Genomic DNA, 14,828 nt, shown 5'->3' on the forward strand with positions numbered 1-14,828 from the left:
CCACATGATCTCTGGATGACCCATGGGGTCGGCGGCCGCAAGGACTAGCGGACTTCTGCTTTGCTAGTGTCCACTCCTCAGAACCGTGACGCTGAAGCAGATCCTGGCGATTGCCAGCTCCCTAAGCCACACGTTTCGAACACGCGACACCCCAAGGCTGACGCAGATCGTGCAGATCAGAACGAGCATTTCGGCCCGGCGACGCCAGACGAGATGTTGTCGGCGATCACCACAAAGTTGCCCACGAAGCGGCGGTCCGACGCGGTCCTGTGCATTGAGGATTTCATAGGCGCCGCTTCAGGCTGGCGTGCCTTGAGCGACGGATGGTCCGCCGGGCCCTGAGGTGATCCGCCGCTCCTTCCTCCGCACCCCCTCGGGTCTGGATGAACAGGCTGCGGTAGATGGTTTCGTGCGACACCTGATTGTGCGGCTCCCCGGGCCAGATGCGCTTGAGCCAGCCGGCGATCTGCTCGGGCGACCAGTTCCGCCGCAGCTTGGCCGATACTGTCCGCGCCAGGGCGGGTCGGCAAGCCAGCTTGCAGCGTTTCGGACGCAAGGCCCGGTCCCAGGCCGCCTGTTCAGAGCTTGTCGCGCGATAGCGTTCCGGTCCGCCGTTGCGCAGAACCTCGCGGCTGATCGTCGAGGGCGACCGTCCCAGCAATCGCGCGATGCCCCGCAGCGAGCAGCGGAGGCTGAGCCCTCGAGATATTTCCTCGCGCCCACCTAGACTGAGCGCCCGATCCGCCCGCTTCCGATCTGGCGGGCGGATGCCGCCGAGTAATAGATCCGCCGCCGCCGCTTCATGATCCACGCTCCATCTCCCAAGGAAAAGTAGCGTGTTGCGTTCACCCGTTGAGCCCACCACGCATCCGCGCCACGGCCCACAAAGCAGGCGGGAAGGGCGCGGAAACACCCTTCCCCAATTGGGTTACTGCTCCTTCTTGAACATGTTCTGGAAGATGAGCGGGCCCCAAGTGGGACCGCGGGCGTGGACGAGCGCGCCGCCCTCGTCGAACCGCCCCAGATTGACGGGGGCGAAGCCGAGCTGTTTGGCCAGGGCCGCCACGGGCGCGACAGCGTCTTCGTCGTCGCTCGCGAGGAAGACGACGCGATGTCCCCCCGGAACGACGGGATCCGCCGCAAGGGCGGAGGCGCCCAGGTGGTTGAACCCCTTCACGACCTTGGCTCCGGCATAGAGCTTGGCGACGAAGGCTGAAGACAGCAATCCGTCCATCTCCTCCAGTGGCGCCTGCGAGTTCGTAACGTCCACCAGGGTCTTGCCTTTCCAGCTCGGCAGAGCCTTGGCGACATCGCGATGAGACTCCGAACGCACCGCCAGGAAGATTGTGTCGGCCTTCAGCGCCTCTTGCAGGGAGGTGGCGACGATGGTCGGGCCGATCGCCCTTGCCTGCGGGGCGAGAACCTCAGGCGGGTTGCGGCTGGCGACCGCCACCTCGATGCTGTGGCGCGCGAAAGCGTGAGCGAGGGCCTGGCCGATCTTGCCGAACCCTATGATCGCGTAGCTCATGATGTGTCTCCTGAGATGATGGATCCGCTGCTCGGCCGATCCAGGACAAGGTCAGATGGCTGAGAAGCCGCCGTCGACGGCCAGCTCCACGCCGTTCACGAAGCTGGAATCGTCCGAGGCCAGAAACAGCGCGGCCGCGGCGATTTCCTCGGGACGTCCCATCGTTCCCCGCGGGATCAGGGACTCGAACATCTGCTTGGCCTCCGGGGTGAGGACCTGATCCTGCATTGGCGTGGCGATCGGCCCCGGGTGCAGCACGTTCACCCGGATGTTCCGGGCCTTCAACTCGTTAAGCCAGCCGCGGGCCAAGGCGTGGAGGGCCGCCTTGCTGGCCGCGTAGACGCTGTAGCCTGGGAACCCTTTGATCGAGGCCACAGACCCCGTCATGAATATGGAACCGCCGTCGTTGAACAGGGGCAAGGCCTTCTGCACGGTGAAGAGCGTGCCGCGCGCGTTCAGACCAAAGATCGTGTCGAAGTGCTGTTCGGTGATCTCACCAAGCGGCGCGGCTTCGCCCCAGCCGGCGCTTGCGTAGAGCACGTCGATCCTACCCTTCTCGCGCTTGACCGTTTCGAACAGGCGGTCGAGGTCGTCGAGATTGGCCGCGTCGCCGCGCACGCCCGTGACGTTCCGGCCGATCGCCTTCACCGCGTCGTCCAGCGCGTCCTGACGGCGGCCGGTGATGAAGACGTACGCCCCTTCCTCCACGAAGCGTTTGGCGCTGGCCAGCGCCATGCCGCTCGTCGCGCCCGTGACGACCGCCACCTTGCCTTCAAGCTTGCCCATGATCTTTCCTTTCGGGTTCCGTTTGGCCGCCAGGGGCGGTCCGACAGCCTCGAAGTAGGTCTGGCATAGGCCGGCGTTCAGTGCGGAGCGGCGCACATCGGTGGTGCGGAAACAATCCGGACGGCAAATGGATGACGCAGGAGGTGGCGACGCGAGCCTTGAAACTCGCGCGCTGAGGTGCAGGATCGCACCATGGCTTCAATCGACTGGGACGATGTTCGTTACTTTCTCGCCGTCGGGCGAGGCGGCTCGGTAAGAGCCGCCGCCGAACGCCTTGGCGTGAACCACGCCACTGTGCTCAGACGCATCGCCCAGATGGAGCAACGGCTTGGGGTGCAGGTGTTCGAAAAGCGGCCCTCGGGCTACCGCCTGACGGCGGCGGGGGAGGAGGTCGTCGAATTCGCCGAACAGATGGAAGCGTCGTCCCACCGACTGGAGGCGCGCGTCTTCGGCCGCGACCAGAGCGCGCGCGGTCTTCTGCGGATTACGGTGCCGCCATTCCTGGCCGATCTTCTAATGCCGGACCTGGCAGACTTCGCCCAACGGCATCCGGATATCGAGATCGAGATCCTGTCGACGGGCGAAGTCGCGAACCTGACCAACCGTGAAGCCGATGTGGCGATCCGCTTCGTCGTTGATCGCAAGACCCTGCCACTCAATTTGCATGGCCTGATGGGACCGCAGCTGGCCGGCGGCGTCTACGTGTCACGCGATCTGCTGGCCAGATGGCGCGTCGGCGCGACCGGGCCGATCAGGCCGATCGTCATCAATGATCGTGGCGTCCCGGACTGGGCCAGCGCGGGCGAGATAAAGGCGACGGGTGCGCCTTTCAGGGCTCCCGACGCGGAGGTACAGCTCGCGGCGGTCCGGCAAGGACTCGGGATGACAAGGCTGCCGTGCTTCGTCGGCGACGCCGACCCCATGCTGACGAGGGCGCCGGGCGTCGCGCCACGCCTGAATGGCGCGCTTTGGATTCTCACCCAAGGCGAGACGCGCAACACCAAGCGCGTCAGGCTCTTCATCGACTTCGTGTCCCAAAGGCTGGCCGGCCGCGCGCCGCTTCTCATGGGGTCGTCGGCGCCGGACGAGTGATGCGCGGCAAGATCTTACCACGCTGAATGTCTCGTTTCCCGGAGCGCAGCCAACTTCTACTGCTGGCGCTTACGCGACCTTCGCAGGGGACCGTCGATCCCGTTTCTGGTAAGCTCCCGGGCAGGCCGGAAATCGCTCGCGATTTCCGGCGCTGTGGCGACCCTACGGTGACACGGGGTTCTTCCGCTTCATGTTGGAGTAGAATTCACCAGTGATTAGGGGCTTATCGCAACGGATAATGCGTTCTCAGCTTCCTCGACTGGGAAGTCTGATATCCCCGACCGGCTGCTCAGACGTCTCCTTCAGCGCACCGCGTATGAACAAGCCTGAAACGTCCTGAACAGCCCTTAGAAGCAAAATGCAGGCGCAAAGCCGTTGGCGGGCGTGTTGGTGGGCAAACCCCTGCCGCTACCAAAAAACTGCTTAAAAACAATGTGGGTGGCGGACAGAGAGGAAGTCGTTTCCTCTCGTGAATTCAATGCCTTGCTTCGTCTAACGGGGTATAGGACGCATATTGAAATCCCTAGGGATTTTTCCCGTTTGGCTAACCCCTCGGGACGCATCTGGACCACGAAAAACCCCGCCAGCGTTGCAGCGCTCGGCGGGGTTCGAATGGGCTTGGCACAACACTCAAGGCCGCAGGCATCTTACCCCCTGCCCTACCCGGTCGCAACGTCGGAGGTTCGCTCATGAGCCGCCGCCTCGCCCCCGAGAACTTCGTCGCCGAAAAACTGGCCTGGCATCAGCGGATCGCCAGCGACCCCAAGATCAGCCTCCAGGCTAAGGCCGTCGCCGGCTTCATCCTTCACGACCTGAACCCCTGCGAGGGCGGCGCCTGGCGCGGCCAGGAGAGCATGGCGGCCAGCCTGGGCGTCAGCCCCCGCCAACTGCGCCGCCTGCTCGAAGAGCTTCAGGCCGCCGACTATTTGGAGGTCGAGGTCCGCCGAGGACGCGGCCGCACCAACATCTGCCGCGCAACCTTGCCCGGCGAAACGGCCGAGGCGCCGCAAAACCGGTCATCGGCGACCGATCAAACCCACGAAAAGCGGACGCAGGCGACCGCTCAAACGCCGGAAAACCGGACATCAGCGACACGAAAACCGGTCACCGGTGACCGACAATACCTTTATGAACCCATTAAAAGATTTCGCGCCGCCGAAAGCCGACGACTAGATGGCGGCACCGGGACGCGGGCGCGGCTCATCCCGTTCGCCCAGACCGAGATACGCAAGGCGGTTGTCCAGATCGCAGGGGAAGGCGCGGCGGTAAGCTATCTGGATCACGCCAGATGGGAGCCCGACGAACGACGCATCCTCTGCACGAGCCCTACAGCCTTTGCCCGATTGACGGATCTCGTCGGCCGTCCGCTCGCAATGAGGGGCGTGTCCATCGCATTGCAGCCCTGTGGACCCCGGCAGCTCGCGGCTTGATCGAGAGGCATGCGGCGAATAAACCCGACATTCACCGCACAACTTGCGTCAATTATGACTTGCCCTTGCGGCGAATAGCCTACACATTCACCGCAGAAAGCGCGGCAAATATGACCTACATTCACGAACTGGCCGATTGGCCCAGCCTGACCTGGAACGACAGCGCCCTCGCCCAACCGCTCGCCGCCGTCCGCCATCGCCAAGGCCGGCTGATCGGACGGATGGAGGCCTTGGGCTTTCCGCTGCGCGAAGAGGCCGTCCTCCGCACCCTGACCGAGGACGTGCTGAAATCCAGCGAGATCGAGGGCGAAGTCCTGGACCGAGACCAGGTCCGCTCCTCCATCGCCCGCCGCCTAGGCATGGACGTCGTCGGCCTAGTCCCTGCGGATCGCGATGTCGAAGGCGTCGTCGAGATGATGCTCGACGCCACCCAGAACTACGCTAAGCCGCTTACCGCCGACCGCCTGTTCGCTTGGCACGCCGCCCTCTTCCCGACCGGCCGCAGCGGCATGAGCCGGATCACCGTCGGAGCTTGGCGCACCCCGGACGGCGACCCGATGCAGGTCGTCTCAGGCCCGATCGGTCGCGAGCAGGTCCACTACGAGGCCCCGACCGCCGACCGACTGGGTGCCGAAATGACGGCCTTCCTGCATTGGTTCAAAACCGCCTCACCTGATCCGGTGTTGAAGGCCGGCGTCGCCCACCTGTGGTTCGTCACCAACCACCCGTTCGACGACGGAAACGGCCGCATCGCCCGCGCCATCGCCGACCTCGCCCTGGCACGCGCCGAGGGCACGCCCCAGCGCTTCTACAGCATGTCCGCCCAAATCCGCGCCGAACGGAAGGCCTACTACGAGATGCTGGAGGCGACCCAGAAGGGTGACATGGACATCACCGCCTGGCTGCTGTGGTTCATCGCCTGCCTCGACCGCGCCTTCGACGGCGCCGAGACCATCCTGGCCAGCGTCATGCGCAAGGCGCATTTCTGGGAGGCTTTGGCCGATCAGCCGCTAAACGAACGCCAGAGGAAGGTGCTGAACCGCCTTTTGGACGGCTTCGAGGGAAAGCTCTCCAATGCCAAATGGGCGGCACTTGCCAAAACGTCGCCGGACACCGCGCTGCGGGATATAAACGATTTGCTGCAGCGTGGGGTGCTGGAGCGGGACGCGGGTGGTGGGCGGAGTACGAGCTATTCCCTCACTCTCTGACCTCTCAGACGCGCAACCTGAATGCGGGGAGGTTCACCCAAGACAATGCTAAGGTTCAGGCTATTTCCGGACCAGAGGCAACTTCGCAAATCCGCCATTTGCTGACAGTGCCGACCAGCCGGAAAGCAGCGACTCATTCGGATGGCTTCAAAAGAGCCGCCACGCCAAAGTCACAACCCTCGCTATGAGTTGCTCGGAAAATCTTCGCACAACCATTTTCCGACCAACGCGGCCGTACCCCGACCATGACGGCGAAAAAGTTCGACAATGTCGGCGGCGGCGATGACCACTATCGGATGGCCGTCTTCTTTGATCTCTTTGTAGGCTTGGCGATCAAGACAGGTAGTCGTAACGAGGACACCGAACTGCCGGTGGCGCAGCCGAGAGATCAGGCGTGAGACGTCTCTGACCCCAACCGCACGGGTCCCGTAACATTTCGCTTCGAGGGCGAAGTCCACCAGAATTCCGCTCGCCCCCTGGCCGACCCGCATCTGACCGATCGCATCGCGACCGCCGTCCCGGGACGGTCGTGTCACATCGAGGGTCGTGATCTCGGGCATCATCAGCCGGGCGATGGCGACGGCGCAATGCTCAAAGGCGTGCGGCCGGTCCTTGAAGTGGTCATGAAGGGCGCTGATCATCGCTTGCCCCTCTCGGTCCTGAGGCAGCTGTTCGCGGCTGGTGCGCCACTCCAGCGACCGGGTGGCGAGAAGGGGATTTCGGCGGCCCGTGCTGATCCACTGCCTCCAGGTGTCCGGAGCCAGACGATCATCGCGTTCGCCCGCGACGATCGTGTCGATCCAGGCGCGGCTGATGACCGGTGCGTTCAGGACGGTGAACCGGGCCCTGTAGTTCTGGAAGCGGTCGCCGTCGGCGATCCGCCAAATCGCGACCAGGTCCTCAGATGCATCCAAGTCGGACGCTCCCGGGACGGCGAGACCGAGGAACTGGACATCGCGGCGGACTCCCGTCGAGGCAAAAAGGAATATGGGCGGCGTCTCCGCCCGGCCCGTTGCGCCGGAGCGCGCAGCGGCGAAGATCTTCCGAAGGATGAGGTTGCCATGGCGGCCGGTTTCGTGGAGTTCGCGCCCAGGCTTCTTGTTGTCGCCGAAGTAGGTGAACACGCCATGCTCGCGGTCGATGGCGTCCGGCCAGTCCGGGTCGTTCATGCTCGATGTCAGCACCAGCATGTGCAGCTGGCCGTGCACCTTTCCACGTTTCCGAAAGCCGCCGTGATTGTCGACGCTGAGTAAGGTCGGGAGCGGATCGTCGCCTGCATTGCCGTTCCGACGCCCGACATAATGGGCATCAACGTGAAGATCCGTCGTTCGAAGCTGATCGAAGGGAACAGATTTCAGCACGGTGCAGCTCCGGTTGCGGTCCGGTTTGTCCAACGCGTCTGCCCGGTGGCCGGCGGAGCCGTCATGGCTCCACAACCGAGCCGGAAGGTGACTGGGGGAACCCGGGCAGTTCGAAGCCAGCCTGAACCATCTTCTCGACCATGTACTTCAGCGCGTTCCGCTCGGACGGGGGAAGTCGGATGTCGCCACGCGTCAGACGCGACAGGGCGGCGTCCGACTTGGGGGTCAGCAGTCGACGGCTCCGGGCGAAGCTGAGGTAGGGTTGCGTGTCCGCCAGCATCGCCACCACGACGCGGTCGAAGTCGATGTCCTGATCGACCTTCCGCGAGGCGACGGCCGCCTTCCTGGCTCGCTCAGCCTGATCGTGATCGACGAGAAGCCCGTCGAGCCGACCTTTGAAGGCGTAGCGTGATCCCGATACGGCCGCCCAGCAAGCCTGTTGCTTGCAGTACTCACCCACGTTCTTCATCCCCGGCGGCGCATCTTTGATCGTCGCCGCGACCTGAGGCGCGATCTGGACGAGGGCTTCAACGATCTCGGCCGGAAGCTCCTGTCTCTGCCAGATCACCTCCAGATCGAGTTCACGGCCGCGCTCATGCAAATGATCGACGAGCCAAGCGATCGTGTAGGTGACGATCTGCGCCTTGTAGCCGCGATCATTCTGATACCAGTCAGATCGGCCGACCAGTCGATCGAGACTCCGGAAAACGATCGCCTCAGCCACCACGGAGCGGAACCACAGTTCGTTGAACCGCGCCTCCGAGGTTTCCCACAGCTTGCCGGCCTTCTCCGCGTAGTCGAGGAAGCACTTTTGTGCGCCACGGCTGACGATGTGCGGCCTGCACTCGAAGGTCACCTCGAACTTCGCCAAGTCGGTCTTGTCGATGAACTGGTCGCGCGGAAACTCGAGCTCGAACCGCTTGCGCTCGGCTTGGGTGCCATAGGCAAGTCGGTCGCGATACTGCCCTCGCGCGCGCTCGTAGAACCATTTGGATCCAGACAGCGCGCCCGGTTTCGCCGGTGCCGACTGGCTGCGCGACAGGCGTTCAAGCACCAGATGGATCGGATGGCTGGAGAAGAAGTCGGCTTCGCTGATTTTGTTCTGCGTGTTCGCGTAGCGTGAAATCAGCGGGACGACGTCCTCGAGGCGGTCCGGATTGACCACCGACAGCTTCATCTGGACGAATACCCGGCTGAGGTCGGCCCGACGATCCCGGCGTTGACTGTCGCTCGCATACAGGATCGAGGCGGTTGTCTGTCCGCCGTTGACGATCTGAAGGTTGTCGATGGAGGCGATGCCGAGCCCTCCACCGGGAAGGGGGGCAGTCGTGATCCCGGCGGCCGTCGCGGTCAGTCCGTTGTTATAGGCGAAGAACATCTCGGGCGCGGTCTCGAGAGTCCTGATGATGCCGGTGTTCACCTTGGTCCTGGCCTGAAGAAAGGTCCGGACGTTCTGCTCCAGCAGCTTGGCGCCGTAGAGGCCGTAAATCTCCGCCAGGAATGGTCCCGGCACGGCGACGAGGTAGGACGCGTGCTCCCCGTCGATGCTGTGCGCGGGCAGGCAGGGAAGCGGCGTCCCATTGATGCTCGTGACGTCGATCTCGATAGGCTCAACGCCGCTCTTCGCCTGCAGAATGCTGGAGTATCGCGCGAAATCCAGGACGCTGCAGACGAAGGGAACGCCCAGAACCTCGCCAGACATCTCCGGCTTGCGACGGGTCGAAAGCCGCGCATTTGAGAAGGCAACGACCCGGATACGTCGTATCAGGCTGCGTCCGTCGAAGATGGGCCAAGCCGCCTGGAACGAAGGGCTGGTCTCATCGACGCCGTTAAGGAAGGCGGGTTGCACCGCCAAATTGCAGAAGCGCCGGACCTTCTCGAAGAGCGCGTCGATCTGTGCGGCGTTGAGCGTTTCAAGGGTCCGCCCTGATCGGAAGTCGGAGATCGCGAGGTAGAGGTCGCCGCGGTCTCGCTCGAGCGCAAAGCCGTCGATCTGAAAGGCGTTTCTCCCATCGTTGCGAGCGGGCGCATAAGTCAGGTCAATGCAATCGCCGTTCTCTGCGGCGAGCTTAGCGTAGAGACGGAAGAAGGCGGCGGCCTGCGGGTCGGCTGAAGCCTCTGCCTCGAACAGGAGATCTTCCCAAAACCGATCGAAAGCCTCCTCCAGCACCGGTCCGGTCACCCGAGCGCCGTGGTCAGCGTGGGATCCAGATCGACAGCGAAAGGCTCGCACGCACTCAGGAGAATGGCGTATGATACCGACTGGACCCCGGGGGGCAGCATCGCCGGCGTCAGGCAAGGAAAGCCTGCCCGCACTTCGAACAGCCGACGGTCGATCAGCTGCCAGCGCGGTTCGTCATAGTCTTCGCGCCGAGCGTACCGGCATGCTTCGAGACCGTCCTCGAACTGCTCGAGGCTCTCCGGGTCGGTGTCGGAAAACGCCTGCGCAAGTTCGTCGACGATCGCGTTGAGCGAGACGGCGCCGGAGGAAGCGGGCGCCCGCGAAATCGTTTGATGGCAGAGCAGCAGTTGGCTACCGGCGGTATCGAGCTGTGCCTCGGACGAGATGAGCAGACGCCGGTCCGATGTGGAAAGTTGCGTCTTCACCTCAATCTGGCACGATCCGATTGCGAAGTCTTGCTCCTCCCTGTGCGCTCCCCTCCACGCCAGGACGGCACTGGCCGGACCGGCCCTTCGCAGGATCTCGTCCCGCAAAAGCAGGAGTTCGCCGACCAGGCCTATGACCTCCTCCGTTGTGAGGAGACCTTCCCTCCGCCGCCGCAGCATGTTGTGCCAGTCGGCAAGTCGCTGAAGGACGAGCCGAAGACCGGGCCCGTTCGCCCCGCGGGGATGATCCGTAGTCGCATCAAGCAGATGGCCGCAGAGCGCTCTGAAGATGTCGAACTGATCCCTGTCTTCGAGGGTGAGAACGAGCCGCGCACCATCAGCCGATCGACGCTCGAGGGCGACGTCGATGCCGTTGAGCCTCGGCGGCTTCGGCAGCTCACGGCAGCCGTCATCGGCCGCAAGCGAGAAGATGTACTGCCCCGCGTGATTTCGGCCCCGGAAGAAATCCAGCGGATGGGTCTGTGAGGCCCGGCGGACATTATCCGCGTGAGGATCCGTCGCGGGCGCGATGTCGCCCCATTCTCTCTCGCTCATCTCAGACGCTCTCCACCAGCATGGCTTCGTCATCTTCGGCCTCGGCGTTCACCTCTTCCTCAATCTGCCGTCGATAGACTGCGTTGACCTGATAGACTCGTTCGTCCGTAGGTGTGCCCGTGGACGGCATGCAGAAACTTAACGTCACGATTGGCCCCTTCAGCCGCATGCCCTCCATGTCTTCATCGGCATTGAACACATGGATCAGCATCAAAGGACGCGTGCGCTGAGCGCAGAACGCCTTGTCCCCCTTAAGGGTGCCGTCCGCCTTGGCCGCGTTCCCGGCCGCCAGCTGAGCCGCGTCCAGCCCGATCTCGGCGTCATCCGGATCGGCGACCCTGTTTCGCCCACCGGTGACGCGATAGGCGTTGTCCTTGATGTCTCCGGACACCCGGTTTCGCAGGGAGAACGAAAGACCTGGAGCGAGAAGGTCATCGGTTGGGGTCCCGCCTGCGGGATGCGGTACGGCTATGTCCCATTCCCGCATCTCGCCGCGAAGGCGATCTGAGAGATAGTCCATAAAGAGGCTGACATTTCCGCTGATCGGGCCGAGATCGAGATGCAGCGGAGAGAATCGAAAGGTCCTGAGAAGCGCCATGACGGCTTGGCCGGACGCGCCATCCCAGACCAGGGCCTTGTCGGTTGTCCGCGTCGACGGTGCCCCGAGCGCCCCGACGAAGCTCTGGACGGCCTTCAGATTTGCAGTGTTGACGTCCGGGTCGTTGATCAGCGCGTAGCCCTCCAGATGTCGCACCGAGTAGTCTTGTGCGATCTTGATCTGGGTCGCCGTGCGCATCTTGTTGGCCGCCGTGATGCGGATAGCCGTCGGGCTCTCCCGGACCTTCAGACCGAAATGCTCCGGCGTCATCCCGATGGCGTGCATGGCCTTCACCTCGCCACGCAGCTCCTCGATCGCACCGTTGATCTCCCGGTAATGGTCAAGCGCAAGCTTCGGAAGATAGACACGGCAGATGTCCTCATACCCGGGCCTGTAACCGAACCATCGGGCCATCTGCATCAGGGTGTCGGAAGCCGCCGTGTTGCGCAGGATATAGGACACGGTCAGACCTTCGAGGGTCAGCCCCCGCGACAGCGCCAGTCCGCCGATGGCGACGACGTGGAGTCCGTATTCACGGTGGGCGCGGTAGTCCAGAGAACCGCCCTTCATGTTGACAGTCAGCGGCTGAACCCTCGCCGCCTCCGCGAGGACCGAGCATATCGCCTCGAAGGTCTCGCCGCCGTTCGAGAACTCTTGGTCGAAGTCCTGCTTGAACGCTGCGATCGTGGGATCGCTCATTGCCTCAGGTCCCATTGCCAGAGCCGCAGCGTTTTGCAGCGTCTGGAGATAGACATAGACCTCGCCGTGCACCTTCTCCTGAATGGCGTTAAACCGGCTGACATTGATCATCATGCTGCAATGCTGCCGGCCCTGCCCCCGCAGGATTCGGATGGCCCGGGTCAGGATGAAGACCCGAAGAGCCGAGAGCAGAGATGGTGGAAGCGTCGCAACGTGGTCCGCTTTGTGGCTCAGGGGCAGGTGCGAGACGTAGTCCCGAACCACCCTGACCATAGGTCCGCGCAGATCGCCGTCATCGGCGAAGACCCTCGTGGCGCCGACATAGGTGTTAGGCGGGTCCAGCGCCTTGATGAAGTGTTTCGGGAAGAGATCGTCCTTGAGCATCTCGTCGTTGCTGTCGGGATCGATAAAGATGTTCGCGAACGGCGTCGCCGTGTACCCGATGTATGATCGGCGTTCGAAAAGCGCCAGAATCTCACGGATCACCGCGTTAATCGCAGTGGTCGCCTTTGGATCTTGCGCCGTGTTGATGGAGGCGTTGTCGGCCTCGTCGTCGATAAGGAGAAGCGGCGACGTGATGATGCCACCGTGCGCCTGCTCGATCAGCCAGTCCCTCAGCTTCGACAAAGGGGCCTTGTTCTTCTTGCATACGAAGATGATGGGTTCGTTGTGCGCGGCGAGGCTGAATACGACGCCGGCGCCGGGGTCTCGGGTGAAGTCCTTGTCTCGAGACGTCCCATACGCTGGAAACCGCTTCTTCATGGCGTAGGTCAGAATCGGCAGCGGCTCCGCCGCGAGGGCGTGGAAGATCGATTTTTTGCCAATGAAGGTCTCATCCAGCCGCTCCTGCGTCTGGGCCCTCAGGCTGTTAGTGATGCCCGCGAGAAGGATGATAGTCCGATACCCCGCGTCCGCCGCCTTGCAGATAAGGGCGGAGTAGTTCGTCGTCTTGCCGGACTGGACATGGCCGATGACCATGCCACGCCTGGAGCCGATGCCTGGCGTCAGGGGGTTGCCGGAGAAGTCCAGAAGTTCATCGGTGACGTTGTCGAGCGTCGCCACGACCGGCGCTGCGAGAGAACCGCCCTCGAGGTAGTACCGCTTCAGGCGGTTCCAGTAGTAGAAGTCGATGGAGCCTGCGGCTTCCTTCAGCCAGGGCGTGAAGTCGCTGTAGACTGAATAGCCGCGGCTCTGCGTCGTCGTAAAACTGGTCTCCAGCGCCCGCAGCACCTCCGCCTTCTCTTCGGGGTCGAACGTGAACGGCGAGGCGTCAACCTCGGCGGCAATGGCACCTGGAGGAAGCGGTCGACCATTGTTGACCTCTTCGGCGTACTTCCTACCGATGCTCAGCGTCAGAAACGCCAGTTCGGCGCTAAGATCACGCATCCACCCACCCCTTTTCCCTAAGCACCGTCTCGGTCGCGCCCCAGGCCTCGCACCATGGCTCGGTGATGCGCAGCAGCTTTCCCAGCGCCGTGAAATCCCCATCAACCTGCATGAGAAGAAGTGGCAGAGCCGCGATCAAATCGGCACGGAAGGCGACGGGGTCCGTCAGCGTCTGCTGAATGCCATCCCATTCCCGTACCGCGTCCTGACTGAAAGCGGCGACTGGAAAGGCCTGTTCGATGATCTTCAGCGCGGTGGAGACGGCGGTGCGCTGGTCGTCGTCCTCCACGTCGAGCAGGGCTTCGATCACGGGATGTTCTCGATTGATGGCATAACGGATTTCGCCACCCCGGGCGTATCGGCTCCAGACCGATGTGGTCCCCGCGCGGTCGAGCCGGCCTCCCCGCGATCGATAGACCCGCGATGAACGCCTTCGCAGCCCCTCCACCAGTTGGCGCAGCCGGTTCCGCAGGGCGGCCGGAAGCTGTGCGTCCGACTTGTCGATCGTGATCTTCCAAACGTGATCCAAAGCGTTAGGCAGATCTACGCGGACCCGGACAAGCTGTGACAGCTCCCCGTGTCGCAGGAGCCGGAACCATGTTCCGCTGATGATCAGGCGATGGTTGCGGTAGACGTAGAAGCCCTGGTTCCTGAGGAAACCCTCCTCGCCGCCGAGCTGGTCATACTGATTGGGCAGCAGTTTTGAGTAGTGCGGGAGAATGAAGGGCTGGATGTCGATCGTGCGGCCGCCGATCATCAGGGGTTCGGCCTCGAGCTGCTGGGTCGCCTCATGGTCGCGATAGAAGGGGTCGAGCGCCTCGATCTTTCGACCATTCAGCCGGATGGTGAGCCGCTTTCCCCGAACTTCGCCGCCGAGGTAGCGATGAAAGACCAGCGCCAGCCTGTTTTCCGCGTGGACGATTAGGGCGTTGAACTCGGACTGCGTGAGCGTCTGGCTTTCCGAGAGGCGATCGCAATCCGACCAGATTACCTCCACGCCATCCCTGGCGATCAGCTCCGCCGACGCGAGCGCAGAGATCTCGTCATCGTCGAGCACACCCATGCGCCATGCATCGACATCTGCCAGATCCCAAACGCATCCGGTCAGTTCCCCACCACGATGGCTTAGCACCGTCAGTCGAGCGCACTGCGAGAACGAAGCGGACTTCATGCCCCAACCGAACCGGCCGAGGTCGTCCGGTGAGCGCTCCGCCAGCGGATTGCTACTCGCGGGGCGCATCGCGTTCCGCAGTTCCTGGCCGGAAAGACCATGCCCGTCGTCGCGCACGCGGATCTCGGGATCGCCTTCTCTGTAGAGGCACGTCAGAGCGATTTCTCTGGCGCCGGCCTTAATGCTGTTGTCGATCAGGTCCGCCAGAGCCGCCGGCAGATCGTAGTTTCCGAAGCTGCGCGCCGACATCATCAGGGATGCTGCATCCGGCGGATTGGTCTCGTATTTCACGCCGTCGCACACCCTTCGCAGGCCAGCCGGTAGGCTCCGCAATTACCGACATCGATTCCCAGGGCACACGCTACAGTTACGCTCGAAGGTCGGCAACCGCGAACGGAGCCGACGAT

At 63.2% G+C, this 14,828-nt stretch carries 11 protein-coding genes; 3 read left to right on the forward strand and 8 right to left on the reverse strand.

Going from position 1 to position 14,828, the window contains the following annotated elements:
- Positions 1-283 precede the first annotated feature (283 nt).
- From PKE72_RS00735 to PKE72_RS00745, 3 genes are read right to left on the reverse strand one after another with little or no spacing between them, the layout of a single operon-like run.
- The gene (locus tag PKE72_RS00735; protein WP_309298329.1) at positions 284-913 is read right to left on the reverse strand and encodes a helix-turn-helix domain-containing protein; all 630 of its coding nucleotides are present in this window, start codon (positions 911-913) and stop codon (positions 284-286) included.
- A gap of 15 nt (positions 914-928) precedes the next feature.
- The gene (locus PKE72_RS00740; RefSeq protein WP_271163562.1) at positions 929-1,528 is read right to left on the reverse strand and encodes an NADPH-dependent F420 reductase; all 600 of its coding nucleotides are present in this window, start codon (positions 1,526-1,528) and stop codon (positions 929-931) included.
- A 51-nt stretch (positions 1,529-1,579) separates the two neighbouring features.
- Positions 1,580-2,314 carry an SDR family NAD(P)-dependent oxidoreductase gene (locus PKE72_RS00745; RefSeq protein WP_271163563.1) on the reverse strand — a complete coding sequence of 245 codons (735 nt, stop codon included), beginning with the start codon at positions 2,312-2,314 and terminating at the stop codon, positions 1,580-1,582.
- 192 nt (positions 2,315-2,506) lie between these two features.
- On the opposite strand from PKE72_RS00745, the gene PKE72_RS00750 reads away from it, so the two are divergent.
- From PKE72_RS00750 to PKE72_RS00760, 3 genes are all read left to right on the forward strand, one after another.
- Complete coding sequence (locus tag PKE72_RS00750) at positions 2,507-3,406, forward strand: LysR family transcriptional regulator (RefSeq protein ID WP_271163564.1); 900 nt, start codon at positions 2,507-2,509, stop codon at positions 3,404-3,406.
- A 689-nt stretch (positions 3,407-4,095) separates the two neighbouring features.
- Positions 4,096-4,836: a helix-turn-helix domain-containing protein gene (locus tag PKE72_RS00755; RefSeq protein WP_271163565.1), complete on the forward strand. Its 741-nt coding sequence runs from the start codon at positions 4,096-4,098 to the stop codon at positions 4,834-4,836.
- Between the two features lie 110 nt (positions 4,837-4,946).
- Positions 4,947-6,044 carry a Fic family protein gene (locus tag PKE72_RS00760; RefSeq protein ID WP_271163566.1) on the forward strand — a complete coding sequence of 366 codons (1,098 nt, stop codon included), beginning with the start codon at positions 4,947-4,949 and terminating at the stop codon, positions 6,042-6,044.
- Between the two features lie 182 nt (positions 6,045-6,226).
- Here the strand turns inward: PKE72_RS00760 and PKE72_RS00765 are convergent, their stop codons facing one another.
- From PKE72_RS00765 to PKE72_RS00785, 5 genes are all read right to left on the reverse strand, one after another.
- Positions 6,227-7,405, reverse strand: coding sequence for a restriction endonuclease (locus tag PKE72_RS00765; protein ID WP_271163567.1), 1,179 nt, complete (start codon positions 7,403-7,405; stop codon positions 6,227-6,229).
- A gap of 61 nt (positions 7,406-7,466) precedes the next feature.
- Positions 7,467-9,587 carry an AIPR family protein gene (locus PKE72_RS00770; protein ID WP_271163568.1) on the reverse strand — a complete coding sequence of 707 codons (2,121 nt, stop codon included), beginning with the start codon at positions 9,585-9,587 and terminating at the stop codon, positions 7,467-7,469.
- Positions 9,584-10,567 (reverse strand): PD-(D/E)XK motif protein, encoded by a 984-nt coding sequence (locus PKE72_RS00775; RefSeq protein ID WP_271163569.1) that lies wholly within the window; start codon positions 10,565-10,567, stop codon positions 9,584-9,586. The genes PKE72_RS00770 and PKE72_RS00775 overlap by 4 nt, the downstream gene beginning before the upstream one ends.
- Before the next feature lies 1 nt (position 10,568).
- Entirely contained in the window at positions 10,569-13,250 is a 2,682-nt protein-coding gene (locus PKE72_RS00780; RefSeq protein ID WP_271163570.1) for a Z1 domain-containing protein, read from the reverse strand.
- Positions 13,243-14,712, reverse strand: coding sequence for an ATP-binding protein (locus PKE72_RS00785; protein WP_271163571.1), 1,470 nt, complete (start codon positions 14,710-14,712; stop codon positions 13,243-13,245). The genes PKE72_RS00780 and PKE72_RS00785 overlap by 8 nt, the downstream gene beginning before the upstream one ends.
- Positions 14,713-14,828: the final 116 nt, after the last annotated feature.

The organism is Brevundimonas intermedia, from assembly GCF_027922165.1.
GTDB lineage: Bacteria > Pseudomonadota > Alphaproteobacteria > Caulobacterales > Caulobacteraceae > Brevundimonas > Brevundimonas intermedia.